This window comes from Aliiroseovarius crassostreae (assembly GCF_025137635.1).
In the GTDB taxonomy this organism is placed as follows: Bacteria; Pseudomonadota; Alphaproteobacteria; order Rhodobacterales; family Rhodobacteraceae; genus Aliiroseovarius; species Aliiroseovarius crassostreae.
In genome coordinates this window covers 1,581,867-1,605,042 of sequence record NZ_CP080772.1, presented here as the reverse complement: position 1 = coordinate 1,605,042, position 23,176 = coordinate 1,581,867, and the positions used below count along the sequence as shown (strand labels likewise).

General features: G+C 57.9%; 19 protein-coding genes. 12 read left to right on the top strand and 7 right to left on the bottom strand.

What is annotated here, in order from left to right; translation table 11 throughout:
* Positions 1 to 119 precede the first annotated feature (119 nt).
* Complete coding sequence (locus K3J57_RS07650) at positions 120 to 908, top strand: DUF2189 domain-containing protein (RefSeq protein WP_259795316.1); 789 nt, start codon at positions 120 to 122, stop codon at positions 906 to 908.
* A gap of 115 nt (positions 909 to 1,023) precedes the next feature.
* Here the strand turns inward: K3J57_RS07650 and K3J57_RS07645 are convergent, their stop codons facing one another.
* From K3J57_RS07645 to bcp, 4 genes are all read right to left on the bottom strand, one after another.
* Positions 1,024 to 1,527, bottom strand: coding sequence for a bactofilin family protein (locus K3J57_RS07645; protein WP_259790419.1), 504 nt, complete (start codon positions 1,525 to 1,527; stop codon positions 1,024 to 1,026).
* On the bottom strand, positions 1,517 to 2,830 hold the full coding sequence (locus K3J57_RS07640) for a M23 family metallopeptidase (protein WP_259783344.1): 1,314 nt from the start codon (positions 2,828 to 2,830) through the stop codon (positions 1,517 to 1,519). The genes K3J57_RS07645 and K3J57_RS07640 overlap by 11 nt, the downstream gene beginning before the upstream one ends.
* A gap of 194 nt (positions 2,831 to 3,024) precedes the next feature.
* The gene (locus K3J57_RS07635) at positions 3,025 to 3,879 is read right to left on the bottom strand and encodes a ferritin-like domain-containing protein (RefSeq protein WP_259783343.1); all 855 of its coding nucleotides are present in this window, start codon (positions 3,877 to 3,879) and stop codon (positions 3,025 to 3,027) included.
* Positions 3,876 to 4,370 carry a thioredoxin-dependent thiol peroxidase gene (gene bcp / locus K3J57_RS07630; RefSeq protein ID WP_259790416.1) on the bottom strand — a complete coding sequence of 165 codons (495 nt, stop codon included), beginning with the start codon at positions 4,368 to 4,370 and terminating at the stop codon, positions 3,876 to 3,878. Before bcp ends, K3J57_RS07635 begins: the two co-directional genes overlap by 4 nt.
* A 164-nt stretch (positions 4,371 to 4,534) precedes the next feature.
* On the opposite strand from bcp, the gene K3J57_RS07625 reads away from it, so the two are divergent.
* The 5 genes from K3J57_RS07625 to lpdA all read left to right on the top strand — a co-directional run bounded on the left by K3J57_RS07625 (position 4,535) and on the right by lpdA (position 12,998).
* Entirely contained in the window at positions 4,535 to 8,026 is a 3,492-nt protein-coding gene (locus K3J57_RS07625) for a DUF3971 domain-containing protein (RefSeq protein WP_259790413.1), read from the top strand.
* A 19-nt stretch (positions 8,027 to 8,045) separates the two neighbouring features.
* Complete coding sequence (queA, locus tag K3J57_RS07620) at positions 8,046 to 9,110, top strand: tRNA preQ1(34) S-adenosylmethionine ribosyltransferase-isomerase QueA (RefSeq protein WP_259795315.1); 1,065 nt, start codon at positions 8,046 to 8,048, stop codon at positions 9,108 to 9,110.
* 213 nt (positions 9,111 to 9,323) lie between these two features.
* A complete protein-coding gene (locus tag K3J57_RS07615; RefSeq protein ID WP_259775282.1) occupies positions 9,324 to 10,583 on the top strand; it encodes an MFS transporter in 1,260 nt (419 codons plus the stop codon).
* A gap of 214 nt (positions 10,584 to 10,797) precedes the next feature.
* Positions 10,798 to 11,373, top strand: coding sequence for a DUF924 family protein (locus K3J57_RS07610; RefSeq protein ID WP_173488019.1), 576 nt, complete (start codon positions 10,798 to 10,800; stop codon positions 11,371 to 11,373).
* A 230-nt stretch (positions 11,374 to 11,603) separates the two neighbouring features.
* Positions 11,604 to 12,998: a dihydrolipoyl dehydrogenase gene (gene lpdA / locus K3J57_RS07605; protein WP_259790392.1), complete on the top strand. Its 1,395-nt coding sequence runs from the start codon at positions 11,604 to 11,606 to the stop codon at positions 12,996 to 12,998.
* Between the two features lie 65 nt (positions 12,999 to 13,063).
* On the opposite strand, the gene K3J57_RS07600 is transcribed toward lpdA, so the two are convergent.
* Complete coding sequence (locus tag K3J57_RS07600; RefSeq protein ID WP_055191797.1) at positions 13,064 to 13,417, bottom strand: rhodanese-like domain-containing protein; 354 nt, start codon at positions 13,415 to 13,417, stop codon at positions 13,064 to 13,066.
* A 235-nt stretch (positions 13,418 to 13,652) separates the two neighbouring features.
* Here K3J57_RS07600 and uvrA point away from each other — a divergent pair, with 235 nt between their 5' ends.
* Positions 13,653 to 16,499 carry an excinuclease ABC subunit UvrA gene (gene uvrA, locus K3J57_RS07595; protein WP_259795314.1) on the top strand — a complete coding sequence of 949 codons (2,847 nt, stop codon included), beginning with the start codon at positions 13,653 to 13,655 and terminating at the stop codon, positions 16,497 to 16,499.
* A complete protein-coding gene (locus K3J57_RS07590; protein ID WP_259790389.1) occupies positions 16,499 to 16,915 on the top strand; it encodes an NUDIX hydrolase in 417 nt (138 codons plus the stop codon). The genes uvrA and K3J57_RS07590 overlap by 1 nt, the downstream gene beginning before the upstream one ends.
* A 64-nt stretch (positions 16,916 to 16,979) precedes the next feature.
* Here the strand turns inward: K3J57_RS07590 and K3J57_RS07585 are convergent, their stop codons facing one another.
* Together K3J57_RS07585 and mazG are read right to left on the bottom strand one after the other, a co-directional pair.
* Positions 16,980 to 17,993 carry a Fe(3+) ABC transporter substrate-binding protein gene (locus K3J57_RS07585; protein WP_259787037.1) on the bottom strand — a complete coding sequence of 338 codons (1,014 nt, stop codon included), beginning with the start codon at positions 17,991 to 17,993 and terminating at the stop codon, positions 16,980 to 16,982.
* Positions 17,994 to 18,095: 102 nt separating this feature from the next.
* Positions 18,096 to 18,938 carry a nucleoside triphosphate pyrophosphohydrolase gene (gene mazG, locus K3J57_RS07580; protein ID WP_259795313.1) on the bottom strand — a complete coding sequence of 281 codons (843 nt, stop codon included), beginning with the start codon at positions 18,936 to 18,938 and terminating at the stop codon, positions 18,096 to 18,098.
* 66 nt (positions 18,939 to 19,004) lie between these two features.
* Here mazG and K3J57_RS07575 point away from each other — a divergent pair, with 66 nt between their 5' ends.
* The 4 genes from K3J57_RS07575 to prfA all read left to right on the top strand — a co-directional run bounded on the left by K3J57_RS07575 (position 19,005) and on the right by prfA (position 23,169).
* Positions 19,005 to 20,168 (top strand): M20 aminoacylase family protein, encoded by a 1,164-nt coding sequence (locus K3J57_RS07575; protein WP_259795312.1) that lies wholly within the window; start codon positions 19,005 to 19,007, stop codon positions 20,166 to 20,168.
* A 97-nt stretch (positions 20,169 to 20,265) separates the two neighbouring features.
* Positions 20,266 to 21,225 (top strand): agmatinase, encoded by a 960-nt coding sequence (gene speB, locus K3J57_RS07570; RefSeq protein WP_173486972.1) that lies wholly within the window; start codon positions 20,266 to 20,268, stop codon positions 21,223 to 21,225.
* A 159-nt stretch (positions 21,226 to 21,384) separates the two neighbouring features.
* Positions 21,385 to 21,882 carry a DUF1499 domain-containing protein gene (locus K3J57_RS16045; RefSeq protein ID WP_311196465.1) on the top strand — a complete coding sequence of 166 codons (498 nt, stop codon included), beginning with the start codon at positions 21,385 to 21,387 and terminating at the stop codon, positions 21,880 to 21,882.
* Between the two features lie 231 nt (positions 21,883 to 22,113).
* Positions 22,114 to 23,169: a peptide chain release factor 1 gene (prfA, locus tag K3J57_RS07555; RefSeq protein ID WP_055191812.1), complete on the top strand. Its 1,056-nt coding sequence runs from the start codon at positions 22,114 to 22,116 to the stop codon at positions 23,167 to 23,169.
* Positions 23,170 to 23,176 lie beyond the last annotated feature (7 nt).

Here is a 23,176-nt window from a genome sequence, read left to right as displayed (position 1 = left end):
GCGGCCCCTTTTTTATATCCATTGCAACAAATTCACATGTTCAGGAACTTGACGGAACGCCATTCCCTCGTAACACTCGTAACCACGCGCGAGAAAAAGAAAAAACGCAGGGAGAAAGAATGACGGACGCAACGGAACTGGAGGCTTCTGCGCCCCCAACGATTAACCAGATCACCATCTCTGACGTGATGGCGGCGCTCAGGAATGGGTGGACCGATTTCAGGCGTGCCCCGGCCTTTGGTCTTTTCTTTGCGCTATTTTATGTGCTGGGTGGAATTGTTCTTTATCTTGAGTTCGAGGTAATGGGGCAAAGCTACTGGATCATCCCGGTTGCGTTCGGATTTCCCTTCCTCGCGCCGTTTCTCGCGGTTGGGCTTTACGAGGTCAGCCGCCGATTGGAGCAGGGGGGCGAGCTGGATTGGGCCCAGATCCTCGGGTCCGTCGTCAATCAGAAAGACAGGCAATTTCCGTCGATTGCCATGGTGCTGATCATGGGGTTCCTGTTCTGGATTTTTGTCGCGCATATCGTGTTCATGCTGTTCATGGGGTTGCAGCCCATGACCAATATCACCTCGAACTGGCAGGACGCGCTGCTGAACCGAAACGGGATTTCCATGCTGGCGGTGGGAACGCTGGTGGGGGGCGCCATGGCCTTCGTGGCGTTCTCGATCACCGTGTGCAGCCTGCCGATGTTGCTGGACCGTGAAATGGATTTTATCTCGGCGATGATCCACTCTTTTCAGGCGGTCATGCAAAACCTTGTGCCGATGGTTTTTTGGGGAGGGATTGTGACGGTGGTCACACTGCTGGGGATGCTTCCCCTGTTTTTCGGCCTCTTCATCGCGTTGCCGGTTCTGGGCCATGCCACCTGGCATCTTTACCGTCGCACCATGAGTTTTGAGGGCTGAAGGGGCGTTTCCAGTTCTTTGTTGGATCACAGCAATCCCTGAGCGCTTTCATAAGGCCTCTGCCCGCAACGCCAAAGGCCGCCCCGGGGCGGCCTTTCTGCATCTGTCAAAGCGCTTATTCTTTGGGAGCTGCCGGGGCCGCAGGGGCCGATGGGATCGGCTTGGCGCCTTTGGACAGCGGATCATCCTGACGCTGCACAGATCCTTCGAAATGCGCGCCGCTTTCGATGGCGATGGTCTTGTGAATAATGTCGCCTTCGACACGTGCGGTCGAGGTCAGGCGCACTTTCAACCCGCGCAGGCGGCCGATGATCCGGCCATTGATGACCACATCGTCACCAACCACTTCACCCTTGACCGTGGCGCCTTCGCCAACCGTCAACTGATGGGCGCGAATATCCCCTTCGACGGTGCCTTCGACGATGATATCGCCGGTCGAGCGAACGTCACCCTTGATGACGATGTCCGAGGACAGGGTGGATGCAGGCGGTTTTGCCTTGGGGGCTGCGGCCGGGGGGGCTGCAGGGGTCGGAATGGCGGGCTTTTCGGGGGCGGCTGCTTTTGCGTCGGTGTCGCCGGCCTTGGGGCCCGGTTCATTGATCCTGGATTTAGAAAACATCTCGTCCTGCCTTGATGTAGATCATCGGGTTGATGGGCTTGCCGCCGACTCGCACTTCGTAGTGCAGATGTGGTCCGGTGGACCGCCCAGAGTTTCCAATATCACCGATTCTGTCGCCGCGCGATACCCTTTGGCCCTTTTTCACCCGAATGGCAGATTGATGCGCATATCTGGTTTCAATTCCGAACTCATGCTGGATCTTGACCAGACGGCCATATCCCGAGCTCCAGCCGGCAAAGGTAACGACCCCATCGGCCGGTGCGTAGATCGGTGTGCCGATCGGCGCTGCAAAATCGGTGCCATTATGCATGCGCCCCCAGCGCCGCCCAAACCCGGAGGTGAAGCGGAAACCGGATTTCACCGGCATGTCAAAGGGCATTTTCTGTGCCGCAATGCGGTAAAGGTTCATCTGATCCAGCCGGCTCAGGATCTCGTTGGCGCGCGTGGCATCGGCATCGGGTTCGCCGCCACGGGTCGAGAGGATCAGCGGCGTCATTGGCCCCCCCTGACCGGAATAGCCGCGTTTGATCTGGCTCAGGATGTGATCCACCGACATACCGGATTGGCGGAACATCTTGTCCATCGGTTCCATCGAGACCGAGACCGCATCTTCAAGCTGGCGGAAAATCTGGTCGTTGCGCTCGTCGCGCAGACGGCTTTCATAGAACATTTCCTGAGCGTATTGCTGCGCTTCAAGGGATTGTTCGGCCAGAAGATCCCGTTCGACCGCAGTATTTTCAAGGGCTGCCGTCAGGAATGTCAGGGTGTCACGCGCCTGTTTCGGAAGCGGAGAGGCCTTTTGCTCTTCGCCGGCTTTCTCTGCAATCATTGCTTCGAGGCTGTCGCGCGCATCATCCCGTTCGCTCAGAGTGCGGCGCAGGGTGCCCTGGATGACGCCAATACCGGTTTCCAGTTCGCGCAGGCGTTCTTCCGAGGCCAGAAGCTCGCTTTGCATGTCCGAGATTTCTGTGAGCGCCTTGTTGAAACGTGCCTGGGCTGCCGCCGCCTCTTCTGCCCGGGTGTCACGTTCGGCCGACAGGCTTTGCAGGCGCTTTTCATAAAGCTGCTTATCGCGTTCGGCCTGATCGCGCAGATTGCCCGAACCGATACTGTCCATCAGGAACACGGCAGTGGCGATAATGGACCATGCGACAAACAGCGTTGAACCGGTCCAGCCGATCAGCTGTGTCATGGGGGACAGGCGAATAAACCGGGTGCCATCATCCGATCGCAGGAACAGACGCTGCTCCGGAAAGAAACGCTCCAGCCCGTGATTCATTTTGTCGATCAGACGTGTCTTCAAGACAGACCTCGCTTTTCGCCCCGGTTGAGGCTTCCCATTCCCCGGCATTTTCGGACCTTTTTCGCGTGGCCCGTTAAATGTTCGGAAACGGATTACCGTGCGACCGGCGTTGGTGCAAGAAATTTTGCCCCCCAAGGCAGTTATGTCGCATTCCGGGCAGGATGCCGCCGATCCGATCTTGGGTGGGTCTGTGGTTACGTGGGCGTGCCCCCTGCGCGTTTCGGTGTCTCTTCGGCAAGTGGCCAGTAGAAATCCGGGGGCAAGCCGGCTTCGGCCCGCTTCTCTTCGTTGAAGGGTGGTTTGAGCGCGCCATGGAAGTAGCGGCGGACCAACCCGTGAAACGTGTCTTTGGGATCAAGATCATGGCGGCCACAGAGGAAATGAAACCATTTGGATCCATAGGCCACATGGCCAACTTCCTCGGCATAGATCACCTCAAGTGCTGCCACGGTGTCCAAATCGCCTGCGGACCGGAAGATGTTGATCATGCCGGGGGTCACATCCAGCCCGCGCGCTTCAAGAACCATCGGCACCACCGCGAGGCGCCCCATGATGTCATCTTTTGTGTCTTCGGCGGCGCGCCACATGCCCGCATGGGCCGCCAATGCGCCGTAATGGCTGCCAAGGGCTTCCAGTCGGTCGCAGACAAGATTGAAATGATTGCTTTCTTCATCAGCGGCCTTGACCCAGTCGTCAAAGAAGCCGGGGGGCATCTTGATATGGGAAAACCGGGCTATGATGTCCCAGTGCAGGTCCACGGCGTTCAGTTCGATATGCGCCACGGCATGCAGAAGCGCGATGCGTCCTTCTGGGCTGCCGGGTTTGCGCTTGGGCACGTCACGCGGATCTTTCAGTTCGGGATGGTCCGGTCGGGCGGGAAAATCCGGTGGAGCGGCGGTTCCGATCTCCGGCAGATCTCCACCGTCGCGTGCGGCAAACCATTCTGCGGCGTAACGGCGTGACAGGGCACATTTTTCGCGACCATCAGCGGTGCGCAGCACCTCTTCGGCCATCTGGGCCAGCGGTTTGGAAAGCTGGGTCCGGGTCATTGTTCAACCAGTTCGCGCGCGGCCTCGAGCACGGCCTGGGCGTGATCCTTGACCTTGACCTTGGTCCATGCTTTGGCGACTTTACCTTCTGCATCAATCAGATAGGTGGTGCGGGTGATACCAAGATAAACCCGGCCATAGTTCTTTTTCTCGCCCCATGTTCCATATGCCTCGCAGACCTGCGCGTCCGCATCAGACAGAAGAGGCACAGTCAGCGCCTGCTTGGCGCGGAAGTTTTCGTGGCGTTTCAGGCTGTCCTTCGAGATCCCGAAGACCTGCACGCCCAGCGACTGGAAATCGGGCAGAAGGGATGAGAAATCCTGTGCCTCGGTGGTGCAGCCGGGGGTGCTGTCCTTGGGATAGAAAAACAAGACAACGGGTGTGCGCGCACCGTCCGTTTCGACCCGTGACAAGGTGACCGGATCCCCCCCGTCCTGGGGCAATGTGAAATCTGGCGCAATTGCGCCTGTTTCCAAAGGGGTTGCGTCCATTGCTTGGCTTCCTTCCCGATGCGGTTTAGCTATTCACAGGCTTTTGTTTTACGGCCAAAAAGCGCAATATGAAAGGGCGCGGTCAATCGGGGCAAGGTCTGGTGAAAAAGACCAAACCGAGGGGCGGTTTTCGGAGCAGTTGGTGAAAGGCACGCTCGGCACATATGGGCACATCAGACAACCATATTCCCCACGCGCCCCTGACGGGCAGCGAGGATGGCGGCAAGGATGGTGGCGCGACGGTCGATATTGTGCCGAAGATCGAGCGTGGCCAGGGTCTGCCCGACAATACCGCGCCGATCTCAGGCCGCCATGGCCCGGTTGTGGACGGCCCCGATGGCCCGATGTGTCCGATTGCAGCGCGAAAAGCCCGCAGACGCCGCCGCTTGAAATGGCATCTGAGCATCTGGACCGTGCTTCTGGCCGTGGGGGCTGTGCTTTTCGCGATCATGCTGTCCATGTCCCTGACGGGGCGGGTTGTGACCTTGCCGGACTGGCTGACCCGGCAGGTCGAAACGGTGATCAATCAACAGACAGACAAGGCGGACCTGTCCCTGCACCGGCTGGAGTTCGGTTTCAGTCCCAAGGGGATCCCCCGTCTGCGCATGGTGGATGTGGGCATCAAGGATCAGACCGGTCTGGAAGTGGCGCGATTGAATGCGGTTGAAGGGGGCATGCATTTTCGCGATGTGGTGCGCGGTGAGATCAAACCCGCCTGGCTGCGCCTGCATGGCGCGCAGGTGACCCTTCGCAGACGCGCCAATGGTGAGTTCGATCTGAGTTTCGGGGCCGGTGGCGGGGCAACCGGGGATCTTGCCACCATTCTCGACGTGATCGACAGCGAATTTTCATCCGGCAAGCTGTCCGGGCTTGAGGATATCACGACAGAAGCCCTGACAATTACGCTTGAAGATGCTCGCTCGGGCCGGTTGTGGCAGGTGACCGATGGGCGGCTCAAGGTTACCCATAACGAGGAAGCGGTGGATATCAGCGTCGCCTTTGACGTGTTCAACCAGACCGAGGAACTGGCCGAGACCATCTTGGGGTTCCGCGCGTTCAAGGGGCGCACCGGGGCCACGATGACCGCGACCTTCAAGAACGCACTTGCCCAGGATATCGCGGCCCAATCCCCGGTGATGGCGTTCCTGTCTGTGGTGGACGCCCCGATTTCCGGCGCTTTGCATACGGTCATCAATGATGCAGGCGGGATCGAAGATCTGGCGGGCACATTGGAATTTGGCGAAGGGGCCATCACGCCGGGCGAGGGGGTCGCGCCGATCCGATTTGACGGTGGCAAGGTCTATATGGATTATGACCCGGAACGGGAGCGTATTGATTTTGCTGAGATTTCCGTTCTTTCTGATTGGGGGGAGGCGAAAATAGACGGTCATGCCTACCTGCGTGGCTGGGATCGGGGCTGGCCTGCTGAACTGATCGGCCAACTGGCGCTGTCATCTGCTCGGATTTCTCCGCCAGACCTGTTTGAGGGGCCGGTTGATCTTGCTGGTGGGCAGGCGGATTTTCGTCTGCGTCTCGATCCTTTTGAACTCGATCTGGGGGCGTTATCCGTCAGCTATGACGATGGGATGAACCCGGTGACAGCCACCGGTCGCGGGCGCGCTGCGGTGCGCAATCAAAGCTGGGATCTGGCGCTGGATCTGACTGCGAAGAAAGTGACGCCAGAGCAGGTGGTGACCTTCTGGCCGATCCGCGAGAAAAGCCTCAAATCCCGCACCTGGACCAAAAAAAATGTCCATTCCGGTTATCTTGAGGATGTGAGTGCCTCGGTTCGGGTGAAGCCGGGGCAGAAGCCGGTTGTGGCGGTCAGTTCGGATTTCAAGGACCTCAAAGCAACCGTCGTGCGTGACATGGTGCCGGTCGAGGAGGCGTCGGGCCGGCTCTATATTGAAAACAACCAATTGATTGTGGCCGCTGACAAAGGGGTGGTGCGTCCCGAGGGGCATGAGGCGATTGACATTGCCGGAACGCGTTTTGTTGTTCTTGACATGAAGACCAAACCGGCGCCTGCGCGGGTGGATCTGAACCTGCGTGGTGCGGTGCCGGCCGCGCTTGATGTGCTGTCCAGACCGCCGTTTCGGATCTTCAAGCACAGCAAGACACTTGGACCGGATGTGGTGTCCGGCGGAAGGTTCGCGCTTACCGGGCCTATCCATCTGGTGTTGAAGCGTAAACTGCGCCCGCAAGAGGCGGAATATGACCTGAATGCAACCCTGCGCAATGTGGTCAGCGATAGCCTGATCCCTGAAGAGGTTTTACGACTGAAAAGCGGTGAGCTTTCGGCCCGCAATGACGCCATCATCCTGACCGGGCAGGGGCGTTTGGGCAAGGCGCCGCTCAGCACAAAATGGGTCATGCCGCTGGATCCGGAAACCGGGCGCGGGCAGGCGTCACGTGTCACCGGTGACCTGCCGCTGGACCAGCGCCTGCTGGATGAACTTCAGATCGAACTCCCAAAGGGAACGCTGAGCGGACGCGGGACGCTGTCCTATGAGATCACGCTTGCCCCAGATACGCCGCCACGCCTGACGGCCCGATCTGACCTGAGGGGCGTGGGCCTCGCGATCAGCGCGCTTGGCTGGTCCAAACCCAGAGCATCCAAAGGGGATTTGCTGCTGGAGGCAGTGTTGAGCAAACCGGCGGCCATTCCGTCCTTCGAAATCAAGGCGCCCGGGTTTTCCGCAGTTGGGCAGATGCGGTTTAATGCCCAAAAAGAGCTGGAAGCTGCCGAGTTTTCCGAGGTCAGTCTGGGAGGGTGGCTTAAAGCTCCGGTCACGTTGGTTGGTCGCGGCAAGGGCGTGCCCCCTGCGATTTCGGTCAGGGGGGGCACGTTGGATATGCGCAAGGCTACCCTGGGCGGTGGCAAAGGAGGGGGCAGCGTTCAAGGGGCTGTGCCCATTGATCTGCAGCTGGATCGCCTGATCGTGTCGAACGGAATTGTCCTGACCGGGTTTGCCGGGGATTTCACACAGCATAACGGCACCACCGGCACCTTTAAGGCCCGCGTCGCCAATGGCCCGGCCATTTCGGGGGTGGTGGCCCCGCAGGCCAAAGGAACGGCCATTCGCATCACCTCTGCCAATGCCGGGGGGGTGATGAAAGCGGCAGGGGTGTTCAAATCCGCCGTCGGCGGCAAGATGAACCTTGTTCTGGCGCCTGGCGGTGCAAAAGGCACTTATGATGGCGAAGTCAAGATTTCGGATATCTCGGTCAGGGAGGCCCCGGCCATGGCGGAGCTGCTCTCGGCCATCTCTGTCGTCGGGCTGTTGCAGCAGTTGGGCGGGCAGGGAATTCAGTTCAATGAGGTCGAGGGCCGCTTCCGCCTCGATCCCGAAAAGGTCTCGGTTTATCGCAGTTCGGCAGTCGGGCCGTCCATGGGGATTTCAATGGATGGGTATTATCATCTGGGCAGCAGCAGGATGGAGATGCAGGGGGTGGTGTCCCCCTTCTATTTCGTGAATTCCGTCGGTCGGGTCATGGCGCGCAAAGGCGAGGGGCTGGTCGGGTTCAATTACAGCCTTGAGGGCACGCCGGATCTGCCGAATGTAAACGTAAATCTGCTCTCGCTTTTTACGCCGGGGATCTTTAGAGACATCTTCCGTCGCAAACCGCCGCCCAAACCGTCTCAACCGAACTGATCCCGGACAAGAATACCAGATGAAACTGAGTGATTTCGATTTCGACCTGCCTGAAGAGCTGATCGCAACCCGTCCTGTGCGCCCGCGTCCGGCCAGCCGGATGCTTGTGGCGACCCCGGAGGGGCAGGTGGATGCCCATGTGCGTGACCTGTGTGACTGGCTGCGTCCCGGTGACCGGCTGGTGCTGAACAATACCAAGGTCATTCCCGGCCGCCTGTTTGGGACCCGCAGCCGCGCGGGGCAGGCGCCTGGGGAAGGACAGGCAAAAATCGAAGTGACGCTCTTGTCTCCCACCGCGGACGGGTATTGGCGTGCGATGATCAAACCCCTGCGCAAGGTGCGTGAGGGGGAGGTGATCGCGTTTGCCGCGGGGCTGAGTGCAACCCTCTTGAACAAGGAAGACGGGCAGGGGGTATTGGCCTTCAACATGTCCGGCGTGGATTTTGACGCAGCCCTGCAAGAGGCCGGGGAAATGCCGCTTCCCCCTTATATCGCGGCCAAGCGCGCGGCTGACGCGCAGGATGTCGTGGATTATCAGACCGTCTTTGCCAAGAAGACCGGCGCGGTCGCTGCCCCGACAGCCTCGCTTCATTTCGACGAGGCGCTTTTGGCCCGTGTGGCCGAGATGGGCGTCGGGATCACCGAGGTGACGCTTCATGTCGGGGCGGGGACGTTTCTGCCGGTCAAGGTGGATGATGTGCGGGATCATAAAATGCATGCGGAATGGGGGCATGTTTCCGAAAATGCGGCGGAGGAGATCAATGCGACCAAGGCGGCGGGCGGTCGGGTGATCTCGGTGGGCACCACCGCATTGCGACTGATTGAAAGCGCAGCCACCTCGCAGGGGCAGATTGCCGCCTGGGCGGGGGAGACGGATATTTTCATCATGCCCGGATATGGGTTTAAAATCGCCGATGGGCTGATGACCAATTTCCACCTGCCGAAATCAACCCTGATGATGCTGGTGTCGGCCCTGATGGGGCAGGACCGGATGCGCGCGGTTTACCAGCACGCAATCACCCATCGGTACCGCTTCTTCTCTTATGGCGATTCCTCTTTGCTGCTTCCCGGAGGGGTCGGGTGACGAAACGCGACTTTAACAGGTCGTGATTGTCAGATATTTGATACAGATCCTCTCTATTTTGAGAGATCGGTTTGTCTCTGCCGAGGACCAAAGCCTTTCAGGATGAACCTGACACAGGGCAAAGCTGAGATGTGGTAAGAGATATCAGAAATGTGGGCGTTTTGGGGTAAACATGTGCCTCAAGTTTATCCCGATACGCTTTAGGAGGCGGATATGTTTCAGGTGTTGAAAAGCTCATGGGCGCTGCTCTTGGGAATGATGCTGTTGATGGTTGGGAACGGCGTCCAGGGCACGCTGCTTGGGATTCGCGGGGGGATCGAAGGGTTTTCCACGTTTCACATGTCCATTGTCATGTCGGGCTATTTTGCGGGTTTTCTGTTCGGGTCACGTCTGACGCCGCTGATGATCCGGCGCGTTGGTCATGTGCGGGTCTTTGCGGCCCTCGGATCGTTCATCTCGGCTGTGCTGATCCTATATCCCGCGATGACCCACCCCATCGCCTGGACCGCCCTGCGTGTGGTCATCGGGTTCTGTTTTTCTGGCGTGTATGTGACGGCTGAAAGCTGGCTCAACAATGCCGCTGACAACGAAAACCGCGGCAAGGCATTGTCGCTGTATCTCATTGTTCAGATGGTGGGGATCATCACTGCGCAATATCTTCTGGTGCTGGGGGATCCCGGTGGCTTTATGCTGTTCATTCTGCCTTCGGTGCTTGTGTCGATCGCCTTTGCCCCGATCCTTCTGTCAATCAGCCCCACCCCCGCTTTTGAAAACACCAAGGGGATGAGCCTGCGTGAGCTATTTTTACTGTCTCCCCTGGGCTTTGTCGGCATCATGGTGGTCGGCGGCGTTTATGCAGCCATGTTTGGTATGTCGGCGGTGTTTGGCAGTGAAATCGGCATGTCGGTGGGGGAAATCTCGTTTTTCGTGTCGATGTTCTATATCGGCGGTTTGGTGTTGCAATACCCGATTGGCTGGATCTCTGACCGGGCAGATCGTCGACGGCTGATCCTGGTTGTTGCCGGCATCGCGGGGGTGGCGTCGTTTGTCCCCCTGTTTGCGGGCTCCAGTTATTACGCATTCCTGGTGGCCGCATTTTTTGTCGGCGGTATGACCAACCCGCTTTATGCGCTGCTGCTGGCTTATGTGAACGACTATCTGGACGTTGATGACATGGCCGCCGCATCTGCGGGTCTGATTTTCGTCAATGGTATCGGCGCAATCATGGGGCCGGTTGTGACCGGCTGGATCATGAGTGTGCTGGGTCCGCTGGGCTTCTTTGTCTATATGGGGGCCCTTCTTCTGCTGCTTTTGGGATATGGCCTGTGGCGGTCCACCCGGCGCGCGGCGCCTGCCATGGATGATACCAGCAGCTACATGACCATGTCGCCTGCGGCCTCCCCCGTGGCTGTTGATATGGCACAGGAAGTATGGGCCGAAGAGGCAAATGAAGGAGACATGGCGCAGGGCTGACTGTCCCGCGACCACTGCATCTGCCTGCTCGCTCCACTGATGGTTTTGTCGGTGGAGCGGCCACCCCGATCCGCTCCGTTCACCAGAATGGCGGGAATGTTACATTTTTTCGGGAAGAATATTTCAAGATGTTACCTGGTTAAGGAAAGATATTGCGCATGCGTGGTGGGATTTGTAACGATTCCATGAACGAGCAGGCGTAGAGGAGGGCACAATGTGTGCGCCGAGTGAAATTATTGACTTCTGGGTGAACGACGTTGGACCGGACGGGTGGTATCAGGGATCAGAAGAGCTTGATGCCCGTATTCGGGACCGGTTTGAAAAAGAATGGGAGGCTGCGCAGGGCGGAGCGTATAGCGATTGGATGAGGGATGCGGAGTGCGCGCTGGCCTATATCATCCTTATGGACCAGTTGCCGCGAAATATGTTCCGCGGCAGTGGCAAGGCATTTGCGACCGATCATCTGGCGCGCTCTGCGGCCAAGCGAGCGATCTCAAAAGGGTGGGACAAGCGCGTTCCCGAACCGCAGCGTCAGTTCTTTTATCTTCCCCTGATGCATAGTGAAAACCTCCCGGATCAGGAGCGTTGTGTGCGCCTGATGCTGACAAGGATGGAAGGGGGCGCTTCGGGCAGCAATGTCCTGCATGCCCGGGTGCATCGCGAAGTGATCCGCCGTTTCGGTCGGTTTCCCTATCGTAACGATGTCTTGGCGCGACCTTCGACCGGGCCCGAAATGGCGTTTCAGGCAGAGGGGGGCTATGCCGCGATCCTGAACCAGTTTACCGCCTGAATACGGGCTGTCGAACCGGCGAGATCTGATAAGGCTGCACTTTTGGTGCAGCCTTTTTTATTGGCCTAAGGTGAAAAAAGCAGCACACTGATCATGGAGCGATGGAATTCGACTTTTTTTCAAGGGGATGCCTAGATTTCGACTTTTCCGTCAAATTCATTGATCCGTTGAACAAAATAGTTTAATGCCAAACTATATTTGCAGACCGGTATCTAAACCAGGAGGAAACCATGGCCGCGAAATCCTTTGATACAATTGTTGTTGGTGCTGGCCCGGGGGGCTATGTCGCTGCGATCCGCGCGGCCCAGCTGGGTCAGAATGTGGCCATCATCGAGCGTGAAAACCTGGGCGGGATCTGCCTGAACTGGGGGTGCATCCCGACAAAGGCGCTGCTGCGCTCGGCTGAAGTGTTTCATCTGATGCATCGCGCCAAAGAGTTTGGCCTGTCGGCGGACAAGATTGATTATGATTTGCCAGCCATTGTGAAACGCTCTCGTGGTGTGGCAAAGCAGCTGTCTTCCGGGATCGGTCATCTGATGAAGAAGAACAAGATCACCGTGGTGATGGGGGATGCGACCCTTCCTGCAAAGGGCAAGGTTTCGGTCAAAACGGACAAAGGCGTCGAAGAGCTGTCGGCTCCGAACATCATCCTTGCCACGGGCGCGCGTGCGCGGGAATTGCCGGGGCTCGAGGCCGATGGTGATCTGGTCTGGACCTATCGCCACGCGTTGAACCCGCCGCGTATGCCCAAGAAACTCCTCGTGATCGGCTCCGGGGCGATTGGTATCGAATTTGCAAGCTTCTTCAACACATTGGGGGCGGACACCACTGTGGTTGAGGTGATGGATCGGGTGCTTCCGGTGGAAGATGCGGAGATCTCGGGTTTTGCCAAGAAATCTTTCGTGAAGCAGGGGCTGAAGATCATGGAAAAAGCCATGGTTAAGCAGCTCGACCGTGCCAAGGGCAAGGTGACTGCCCATATCGAAGTGGGTGGCAAGGTTGAAAAGCAGGAATTTGACACGGTGATTTCGGCGGTCGGCATTGTCGGCAATGTCGAAGGGCTGGGTCTGGAAGGGCTTGGCGTGAAGGTTGACCGCACCCATGTGGTCACCGACGCCTATTGCCGCACCGGTGTGGACGGTCTTTATGCGATTGGCGACATTGCCGGTGCGCCGTGGCTTGCCCACAAAGCCAGCCATGAAGGTGTGATGGTGGCCGAGCTGATCAATGGCCTGCATGCCCATCCGGTGAAACCAGAAAGCATTCCGGGCTGCACCTATTGCCACCCGCAGGTGGCCTCGGTCGGCCTGTCGGAGGCTAAGGCCAAAGAGCAGGGCTATGAGGTCAAGGTCGGCCGTTTCCCGTTTATCGGCAACGGCAAGGCCATCGCCATGGGCGACGCTGAGGGGATGATCAAGACCGTGTTCGACGCCAAAACCGGCGAGCTGCTGGGCGCCCATATGGTGGGCCCCGAAGTGACCGAGATGATCCAGGGGTATGTGGTGGGCAAGACGCTCGAAACCACGGAAGAAGAGCTGATGCACACGGTGTTCCCGCACCCAACGATCAGTGAATCGATGCATGAGGCCGTGCTTGACGCCTATGGTCGCGCATTGCACATCTGATCTAAGGGTCTGATATTAAAGGAAACCCGCGCTGATCTGGCGCGGGTTTTTCCATTGTCGGGATCTTATCGGGTGACCTCGCCACCTGCCTGATGCCAGTGGCCGAGGCCACCGATATTATAGACCTCATCATATCCCAGTTTCTTCAGGATACGGATGCCCATCGCTGAGCGTGCACCTGAGGCGCAGTAAAGGGCGACCGGTTTGGATGGGTCGATCGCCTTGTTGAAATCTGGCCCTTTGGGGTCACATTGAAAAGGCATCACGGACAGGGGAACCACCAGTGCTCCCTTGGCTTTGCCGGTCATCTGCACTTCGCCCGCGTCGCGAACATCAATCACGGTGATTTCGCCTGCCTTGGCTTTACGAACCGCGTCTTGCGGAGCCATTTTCGCGCCGCCCATCATGAACCCGAACATGTTTTGCCTCTCTTGATGCTTGTGCAAGGCATATAGAGCGGTGCAGGGGGCGGTCAATATGACCTCCCTACAAATATTCAAAAAAAGAGATGTGATTTGGTGAATTCTTGCCGCATGTCAGGATGTTCCGTCTATGTTCTCACTTTTCGATTGTCCCAATGGGCTGTTTGCCCTATCGGTTAAAGCTAAGTGAACAGGGCTGCGCAGGAGAGATCGGCGCGGCAAAGGGGGCAAAATGGCCGAGCTTAAGGAAATCCAGGTGCGCGGTGCGCGCGAACATAACCTCAAGTCGATTGATGTGGATATTCCGCGTGACGAGTTGGTGGTGATCACCGGCCTGTCCGGGTCGGGGAAATCCTCGCTTGCCTTTGATACGATCTATGCGGAAGGGCAGCGACGCTATGTCGAAAGCCTGTCTGCGTATGCGCGCCAATTCCTTGATATGATGGAAAAACCGGATGTGGATCATATTGCGGGTCTGTCGCCCGCGATCTCCATCGAACAAAAGACCACCTCCAAAAATCCGCGTTCAACCGTCGGCACGGTCACGGAAATTTACGACTACCTGCGCCTGCTTTTTGCCCGCGCGGGCACGCCTTATTCACCTGCCACCGGCCTGCCGATTGAGGCGCAGCAGGTCCAGGATATGGTGGATCGGGTCATGGCGATGGAGGAGGGCACGCGTGCCTATTTGCTGGCCCCGATCGTGCGTGACCGAAAAGGTGAATATCGGAAGGAATTTCAAGAGCTTCAGAAGAAGGGTTTCCAGCGCGTCAAGGTGAATGGGGAGATGTATGAGCTTGATGCGCCCCCCACGCTTGATAAGAAGTTTCGCCATAATATTGATGTTGTCGTGGACCGGATTGTGGTGCGCGAGGGGATGGCGCAGCGATTGGCTGACAGTTTTCGCACCGCGCTGGACCTGGCTGATGGCATTGCCGTTCTGGAAACAGCCCCGCGAGAGGGAGAGCCGGAAAATTTCACGTTCTCCGAGAATTTTGCCTGCCCCGAGAGTGGTTTCACCATCCCCGAGATCGAGCCGCGCCTGTTTTCCTTCAACGCCCCGTTTGGGGCCTGCCCGGCATGTGATGGTCTGGGGAAAGAGCTGTTTTTCGATGAACGCCTTGTGGTGCCGGATGTGACCCTGAAAGTTTATGACGGGGCGCTGGCGCCCTGGCGCAAGGGCAAATCCCCCTATTTTCTGCAAACGATTGAGAGCATTGCAAAACACTACGAATTTGACCGGAACACCTCCTGGAAGGACCTGCCAAAACATGTGCAGCAGATCTTTCTTTACGGATCTGGTGGGGAAGAGATCCCCTTCCGATTTGATGAAGGGGGGCGGGTTTATGAAGTCACGCGGCCATTTGAGGGTGTTATTCCCAATATGGAACGGCGCTATCGTGAAACTGACAGCAACTGGGTGCGGGAGGAGTTTGAACGCTACCAGAACAACCGTTCTTGCGGGGCGTGTGGCGGCTATCGTCTGAAGGACGAGGCGCTGGCGGTGAAAATCGGTCCGGCAGAGAACCTGATGCATATCGGGCAGGTTGTGCAGCTTTCGATCCGCGAGGCGCTGGCATGGATCGAAGAGGCGCCAAAGTCGCTTTCGCCGCAAAAGGCAGAGATCGCCCGCGCGATTGTAAAAGAGATCCGCGAGAGGCTGGGCTTCTTGAACAATGTCGGCCTTGAATACCTGACCCTTGCGCGCAATTCCGGCACACTTTCGGGTGGGGAGAGTCAGCGGATCCGGCTGGCAAGCCAGATCGGATCGGGTCTGACCGGTGTGCTCTACGTGTTGGATGAGCCGTCGATTGGTCTGCACCAGCGCGATAATGGGCGGTTGCTGCAAACGCTCAAGAACCTGCGTGATCAGGGCAACACGGTGATTGTGGTCGAACATGATGAAGAGGCCATTCGCGAGGCAGATTACGTTCTGGATATCGGGCCGGGGGCAGGGGTGCACGGGGGCGAGATCATCGCCCGTGGCACGCCGCAGCAAATTGCCGAAACCGCTGATTCCATTACGGGTCAATACCTTACCGGTGTGCGTGAAATCCCGGTCCCTTCAGAACGGCGCAAGGGAAATGGCAAGAAAATCACCGTGAAAAAGGCCACGGGAAACAACCTGAAAAATGTGACAGCCGATTTCCCGTTGGGCAAATTTGTATGTGTGACCGGGGTGTCCGGTGGTGGCAAATCCACCCTGACCATCGAGACGCTGTTCAAGACGGCCTCGATGCGGCTGAATGGTGCGCGGCAGACACCTGCGCCCTGTGAGACCATCAAGGGGCTGGAGCATCTGGACAAGGTGATCGACATTGATCAGCGTCCGATTGGGCGCACACCGCGTTCGAACCCGGCGACCTATACCGGCGCCTTTACCCCGATCCGCGAATGGTTTGCCGGGCTGCCCGAGGCGAAAACCCGTGGATACAAGCCAGGCCGGTTCAGCTTCAACGTCAAAGGGGGGCGTTGTGAGGCCTGCCAGGGGGATGGGGTCATCAAGATCGAAATGCACTTCCTACCCGACGTTTATGTCACCTGCGAAACATGCAAGGGCGCGCGCTATAACCGGGAAACGCTTGAGGTCACTTTCAAGGGCAAGTCGATTGCAGATGTGCTTGATATGACTGTCGAGGATGCGCAGGAATTCTTTCAGGCGGTGCCTACGATCCGGGAAAAGATGGACGCGCTGATGCGGGTTGGTCTGGGCTATATCAAGGTGGGGCAGCAGGCCACCACCCTGTCTGGTGGCGAAGCGCAGCGGGTGAAATTGTCAAAGGAGCTGTCAAAGCGCTCAACCGGACGCACCCTTTATATTCTGGATGAACCCACCACCGGACTGCATTTTGAAGATGTGCGTAAGCTGTTGGAAGTTTTGCATGAATTGGTGGATCAGGGGAATTCTGTTGTGGTGATCGAACACAATCTCGACGTGGTGAAAACGGCAGATCATATTATTGATATCGGGCCAGAGGGCGGCGATGGCGGGGGGGCGATTGTGGCCAAGGGCACACCGGAACAGGTTGCAAAGGTCGTGGAAAGTCACACCGGGCGTTATCTCAAGGATATGCTGTGATGCCCAAACCTGTCCTGGCCGTCCTTGCGATTGTTCTGCGTGGTCAGGACGTGCTTTTGGTGCAGCGCAAGAATGAACCGGATGCAGGTCTTTGGGGTTTTCCCGGTGGACGGTTGGAATATGGTGAAACGCTTGAGGAGGGGGCGTGTCGGGAGCTTTTCGAAGAAACCGGCGTGCGGGCCTCTGCTGAACGGTTTTTGGACCTGCAGGAGGTGATCAAACCACCGCTTCCGGGGCAGGGCGAACCGGCGTTTCATTACGTTCTTCTGGGGATCAAGTGCCGCTATGAAGGCGGGGAGCCCTCAGCGGCTGATGACGCGTTGGAAGCCCGGTTTGTGCCTTATGAGGATGTGTTTAAAGCGCGCTTGCCGCTGTGTGATCAGGTGGCTGACATGCTGTCGCGCGCCATGGAATAAAAGAAAACCGCCCGGATTTCTCCGGGCGGTTTTTTCTTTTGATGTCAGGTGGTTGGCGCAGTGCTTAGCCGTCGAAATCAACCTCTTGCACCAGCTTCAATGCGGCGGGGCGTTCCTTGGCCACCTCCATCAGGTTCAGGCTGTCAGCGGTAAAGCTGCCCCAGCTTTTCACCAAGTCATCCGCCTCGGTGCCCGGTGCAATCGGGTATTCAAAGTTCTGCGCTGCATAGATTTCCTGCGCTTCCGGCGAGGACAGGAATTCCATCAGCTTCACAGCATTGTCCTTGTTCGGCGCGTGTTTGGTCAATGCCATGCCCGACAGGTTCACATGGGTGCCGTCCCCTTCGAAGACCGGGAACACCACGTTCACGCTGTTGGCCCAGGCTTTCTGCTCCTCATCCGAAAGCATCTTGCCCATGTAATAGGTGTTGCCGATCGAGATGTCACATTCGCCGGCCCAGATCGCCTTGACCTGTGCGCGGTCATTGCCTTGCGGTTTGCGGGCGAGGTTGGATTTCACCCCTTCCAGCCAGGTCTTGGTGGCCTCTGCACCATGGTGTTTCAGATAGGCCGAAACCAGCGCCAGGGTGTAGGAATGGGTGCCGGACCGGGTGCAGATGCGTCCTTTCCACTTCGGATCAGCCAGATCTTCATAAGTGGTCACGTCCCCTTCGGCCACACGGTCTTTCGAGGCGTAAACGATGCGTGCGCGTGAGGTCAGGCCGAACCACTGGTCTGCGGGGTCACGGAACTCAGCCGGGATATTTGCTTCCAGTGTTTCGGATTGTACAGGCTGGGTCAGGTCCGCTTCCACAACGCCATTCAGACGAGAGATATCGGTGGTCAGCACCAGGTCGGCGGGCGACCGTTTTCCTTCTGCTTCCAGACGTTCGATCATGCCTTTTTTCAGGAAGGCCACGTTCACGTCGATGCCGGTTTCCTTGGTGAAGGCGTCCATCAGCGGCTGGATCAGCTCGGGCTGGCGATAGGAATAAACATTCACCTCGTCGGCCGAGGCCATGACGGGCAGGGCTGTGGTCAGGGCAAGTGCAGCGGTGAGGGTGCGGGCGAAGGTCATCATGCGACTCCTTGGAGCATCAATTTCGTTGCGCGTCTTAAACCCGACAAAAACACTTCGGTCAATACCTGATTAAAAAAATCAGGCAAAAGATCGCCGGTTTTATCCGTTTTTCAGTTTGTCCGCGGCGCGGATCTCGTTCCAAAGGGCATCCATTTCGTCCAATGAACTGTCTTCCGGCTGTCGGCCCTGTTCTGCAAGGCGTTGTTCAATATAGGAAAATCTCCGCTCAAATTTGGCGTTGGCCTTGCGCAGCGCCTCTTCGGGTTCGACGTCCAGATGGCGGGCAAGGTTGGCGATGACAAACAGCAGATCCCCCATTTCCTCGCGGATTTCATCCTGGGTCAGCCGGTTTTTTGCCTCGACCAATTCGCGTGCCTCTTCCTGAAGTTTGTCGAGGACCTGCGTGGTTTCGGGCCAGTCAAACCCAACGCGGGCCGCGCGTTTTTGCAATTTGGCAGCGCGCAGCAGGGCGGGCAGGCCAATGGCCACTCCGTCCAGCACACCTTTTTGCGCCTTTGCCGCGCGTTCCGCTGCCTTGATGGTTTCCCAATCCCGCGTCTGCTGTTCGGCGGATTTATCCCGGCTTTCGTTGCCAAATACATGAGGATGGCGGGCAACCATTTTGTCTGACATGCTATTGGCCACATCATCAAAGCTGAACAGCCCCTTTTCCTCGGCCATCTGTGCGTGGAAAACGGATTGAAACAACAAATCCCCCAACTCGCCTTTCAACTCCTCCCAGGCTTCACGTTCGATTGCATCTGCCACCTCATAGGCCTCTTCGATCGTGTAGGGCGCTATGGTCGAGAAGTCCTGCTCGATATCCCAGGGGCATCCCGACTTAGGATCCCTGAGGCGCCGCATGATTTCACGCAAACGCTCCATCCCGCCATTGGGCCCGCCATTGGAGTTGTGCACAATCTGGTCAGATGTATTCGTCATTGCAATTGCCCTTCGTTTCGGGAAAGCCTGCCTTCAGTTGCCAGGCGTGAGTTAAAGGAGGTGCCCATGCCCGTTATCAACCGTATCGCTGATTTTGGCGAAGATATGAAGACCTGGCGGCGCTGGATGCATGCCCATCCGGAGTTTGGGCTCGAATGTCACCAGACTGCCGCCTATGTGATGGAGCGGCTGCGAGAGTTTGGCGTGGATGAAATTCACGAGAAAATTGGCGTCTCGGGGGTGGTGGCCGTGATCAATGGGCAGGGAGAAGGCCCAACCATTGGCTTGCGCGCCGATATGGATGCCCTGCCAATGCAAGAAATGACCGGGTTGGAATATGCGTCGCAAACGGACGGCATGATGCATGCCTGTGGGCATGACGGCCATACAACCATGTTGCTCGGCGCGGCGCGGTATCTTGCGGAAACCCGCAATTTTTCAGGGCGCGTGGCGCTGATTTTCCAACCAGCCGAGGAAAATTTCGGCGGCGCAAAATACATGTGCGATGACGGCATGATGGACCGGTTTGGCATCCAGGAGGTTTACGCTCTTCATAATCTTCCCGGTGAAGAGCTGGGCAGTTTCATCACCATGCCCGGCCCGTTGATGGCGGCGGAGGACACGCTGCGGGTCAATGTGACCGGCGTCGGGGGGCATGGGGCGCATCCGGACGAATGCCGTGATCCGATCATGGCGCTGGTCTCGATTGCTCAGGCGCTGCAGAGCATTGTCAGTCGCAACCTGCCGCCGATGGAGCAGCTGGTGATTTCCGTCACGCAGGTGCATGGCGGCACAGTGGATAACGTGATCCCGGAAACCGCCTGGCTTGAGGCGACGATCCGTTCTTTCACACCAGAGGTCCGGGACCTGGCGGAAAGGCGGGTGCGCGAGATTGTGGCCGGGCTTGCTGCGGGGTTCGATGTTTCGGCAGAGGTGGTCTATGATCGCGGCTATCCCGCGACTGTGAACCATGCGGAGCAGACCGAATTTGCGCTTGGGATTGCCCGTGAGCTTTCTGGGGAGGCGCGGGTTGATGGAAATGGCGGTCTTTCCATGGGGGCGGAGGATTTTGCCTATATGCTGGAAGAGCGACCAGGGGCCTACCTCTATCTCGGACAGGGCGAGGGGCCGTATGTGCACCACCCGGAATATGATTTTAATGACGACGCTTCCCCCTATGGGGCCAGCTTCTTTGCGCGACTGGTTGAAAAGCGGCAGCCAGTGAAGTGATCTTTATTTGATCAAATTTCTGGATTGTCTGCACGCAATGTGTTAGGCAGGCCAAAAGCATTGGTCAGACAAGGGCCACATCCAACAGGAGAAGACCATGGCACTGGAAGACGCCAGCAAAGAGGTGGACACCGCGATCACTCGTGACGGGTTCAAGGGGTTGTCTTTTGAAAATACCTTTGGGGGGGTCACATCCTTTTTACGACGCACCTTCACCAAGGATCTGCGCAATGTGGATATTGCCGTGACCGGGGTGCCGTTTGATCAGGCTGTCACCAACCGCCCCGGCACCCGTCTGGGTCCACGGGCGATCCGTGAAGCGTCGGCATTGCAATCCCCTGATCCGGCCTATGGCTGGGGCTTTGATGTTCTCAGCGAGTTTGCCATCGCCGATTATGGTGATCTGGCGTTTGACTATGCGAATACCGCCCAGTTTCCGACCACGCTGGAACAACATATCGCCGGCATTCTGGATCAGGATTGTGCAACGCTCACGCTGGGCGGGGATCATTACATCACCTATCCGATCTTGCGCGCATATGCCAAGAAATATGGCCCTTTGAGCCTGTTGCAATTCGATGCGCACACCGACACCTGGCCCGATGATGACCTTACGCGGGTGGATCATGGCACCATGTTTTACAAAGCGGTGAAAGAGGGGATCGTAGACCCCCGGCGTTCGGTCCAGGTGGGTATTCGCACCACAAACGAAGACACGCTTGGTGTGAATATCATTGATGCGCGTGAAGTGCATGAGACCGGTCCGCAGGCGGTGGCGAAGAAGATCAAATCTATTCTGGGAACACATCAAACCTATCTGACCTTTGATATTGATGGTCTGGATCCGGCGTTTGCGCCGGGGACCGGAACGCCGGTCTGGGGGGGGCTGACCTCCGCGCAGGCGTCGATCATTCTGCGCGATATTGCTGGCATCCATCTGGTTGGCGGGGATGTGGTTGAGGTGTCCCCGCCTTTTGATACCACCGGGGCCACGGCGATTGCCGGGGCGCATGTGGCGATGGAGATACTGAATCTCTGGGCCTGGACCCGACGCTGACACTCTTTTTGTCCGACATATGATCATATCAGGGGGAGGCCGCCCGGAACGGGACACCCGGCGGTTTTCTTCCCCGCCTCAAGATTTCCGTTGAGGAAGGCTCGCATCCTGCCCCAAGCCATGATAGTGCGCCGCGCGAAATGTGCAGAGGTGATCGGAATGCAAACTGGAATTTGGCTGCTGGCAGGGCTTGTCGCATTGGCGATGCTGGGGGTGGTGGCTCTGGCCGGCTATAGTCGGTGGGCACCGCTTCCCACCGGGCGTCTGGCGGACCATCCGGGGCCGCAACCCCGTGGTCAGCACACGTTGGAAGGTGGCGTGAAATACGTGCTGCCACTGGGGCAATTGCCGCAAGGTGGTGTCGCGCGCTTGCTGGATCTGGTTCGTAAGACCCCGCGCACGGAAGAACGTCCCGCTGCCGATGGATACAGTTTCGTGCATCGCTCGCGCCTGTTCGGCTTTCCTGACATCACCCGGATCTGGGTTGCAGACGGGCATCTGCATATCCATTCGCACCTGGTGATCGGCCGCTCAGATCTTGGGGTCAATGCTGCCCGGCTCTCCAACTGGCTCAAGCTGCTTTATGCCCAGCCGGGACGAGAGGCAGGCGCGGCCCGTGTCGCGCCAGATCGGGACATTCAGGCTCATGTCGCATAAGGCCATGAAGGCGCGCCCGTCCACGAACAGACAGGTTTCCTGACCCAGCTCCACCCGTCCGCCCTGACTGTCGGTGCAATAACAGTCGATCACCCGCCCACTGGGGGCGGTCACATCTGCCTGGGCTGCCGGGCCGACAAGCATGGTGATAAGAAGGAAATGGCGCATGAGGTCAGTATATCACGGTCCGGCCTCTTGACCAAAACCCGGCAATAAGACAGACCGATCTTCATGGTTCCTTTGGAAAAACTCAACGCGATCACCGAGCGGTTCGAATTTCTCGAAGCGCGCATGTCACAAGGTCTGTCCGGCGATGAAATCGCCGCGGTTGGCCGTGAATATGCGGAGCTGAAACCCGTGGTGGAGGAAATTGCAGCCTATAAGCAGCTCCTGGCCGATATCGAAGAGGCCGAGGTGATGATGGGCGATCCGGAGATGCGGGAACTGGCGGAAGAAGAGTTGCCCCAGCTGACCGCCCGCCTGCCCGAGGCTGAGCAGGGGATGCGGCTTGCACTTTTGCCCAGGGATGCGGCGGACAGTCGCCCGGCAATGATTGAGATCCGCCCCGGCACCGGCGGGGATGAGGCGGCGCTTTTTGCCGGTGATCTGCTGCGTATGTATCAGCGATACGCCGAAACGCAGGGCTGGAAGTTCGAAATCATGCAGCAGTCCCTGTCGGAACTGGGAGGAGTGAAAGACGTCACCGCACATGTGAAGGGCGAGGGGGTCTTTGCACGTCTCAAGTTTGAAAGCGGTGTGCATCGGGTGCAACGCGTGCCGGAAACCGAAAGTGGCGGGCGGATCCATACCTCTGCGGCAACCGTGGCGGTTCTGCCGGAAGCCGAAGATGTGGATATCCAGATCGACGCAAATGATATCCGCATTGATACGATGCGGTCCTCCGGCGCGGGGGGACAACATGTGAACACAACCGATTCTGCGGTGCGGATCACTCACCTGCCAACCGGCATCGTTGTGACCAGTTCGGAAAAATCCCAGCATCGCAATCGCGAGATCGCAATGCAGGTTCTGAAAACCCGACTGTATGATCAGGAGCGGCAACGGATTGACGATGAACGCTCGGCGGACCGGAAATCACAGGTCGGTTCAGGGGATCGCTCGGAACGGATCCGCACCTACAATTTTCCGCAAGGGCGCATGACGGACCACCGGATCAACCTCACGCTTTACAAGCTTGACCAGATCATGAACGGGGATCTGGACGAGGTGATTGACGCGCTGATTGCCGAAACCCAGGCCGCACAATTGGCTGAGATGGACACATGACTGCGCC

Excerpts from the sequence above, each read along its gene's own strand:
- K3J57_RS07650 (WP_259795316.1), top strand. The coding sequence starts at position 120 with ATGACGGACGCAACGGAACTGGAGGCTTCTGCGCCCCCAACGATTAAC.
- K3J57_RS07645 (WP_259790419.1), bottom strand. The coding sequence starts at position 1,527 with ATGTTTTCTAAATCCAGGATCAATGAACCGGGCCCCAAGGCCGGCGAC.
- K3J57_RS07635 (WP_259783343.1), bottom strand. The coding sequence starts at position 3,879 with ATGACCCGGACCCAGCTTTCCAAACCGCTGGCCCAGATGGCCGAAGAG.
- bcp (WP_259790416.1), bottom strand. The coding sequence starts at position 4,370 with ATGGACGCAACCCCTTTGGAAACAGGCGCAATTGCGCCAGATTTCACA.
- K3J57_RS07625 (WP_259790413.1), top strand. The coding sequence starts at position 4,535 with ATGGGCACATCAGACAACCATATTCCCCACGCGCCCCTGACGGGCAGC.
- queA (WP_259795315.1), top strand. The coding sequence starts at position 8,046 with ATGAAACTGAGTGATTTCGATTTCGACCTGCCTGAAGAGCTGATCGCA.
- K3J57_RS07615 (WP_259775282.1), top strand. The coding sequence starts at position 9,324 with ATGTTTCAGGTGTTGAAAAGCTCATGGGCGCTGCTCTTGGGAATGATG.
- K3J57_RS07610 (WP_173488019.1), top strand. The coding sequence starts at position 10,798 with ATGTGTGCGCCGAGTGAAATTATTGACTTCTGGGTGAACGACGTTGGA.
- lpdA (WP_259790392.1), top strand. The coding sequence starts at position 11,604 with ATGGCCGCGAAATCCTTTGATACAATTGTTGTTGGTGCTGGCCCGGGG.
- K3J57_RS07600 (WP_055191797.1), bottom strand. The coding sequence starts at position 13,417 with ATGTTCGGGTTCATGATGGGCGGCGCGAAAATGGCTCCGCAAGACGCG.
- uvrA (WP_259795314.1), top strand. The coding sequence starts at position 13,653 with ATGGCCGAGCTTAAGGAAATCCAGGTGCGCGGTGCGCGCGAACATAAC.
- K3J57_RS07590 (WP_259790389.1), top strand. The coding sequence starts at position 16,499 with ATGCCCAAACCTGTCCTGGCCGTCCTTGCGATTGTTCTGCGTGGTCAG.
- K3J57_RS07585 (WP_259787037.1), bottom strand. The coding sequence starts at position 17,993 with ATGACCTTCGCCCGCACCCTCACCGCTGCACTTGCCCTGACCACAGCC.
- mazG (WP_259795313.1), bottom strand. The coding sequence starts at position 18,938 with ATGACGAATACATCTGACCAGATTGTGCACAACTCCAATGGCGGGCCC.
- K3J57_RS07575 (WP_259795312.1), top strand. The coding sequence starts at position 19,005 with ATGCCCGTTATCAACCGTATCGCTGATTTTGGCGAAGATATGAAGACC.
- speB (WP_173486972.1), top strand. The coding sequence starts at position 20,266 with ATGGCACTGGAAGACGCCAGCAAAGAGGTGGACACCGCGATCACTCGT.
- K3J57_RS16045 (WP_311196465.1), top strand. The coding sequence starts at position 21,385 with ATGCAAACTGGAATTTGGCTGCTGGCAGGGCTTGTCGCATTGGCGATG.
- prfA (WP_055191812.1), top strand. The coding sequence starts at position 22,114 with ATGGTTCCTTTGGAAAAACTCAACGCGATCACCGAGCGGTTCGAATTT.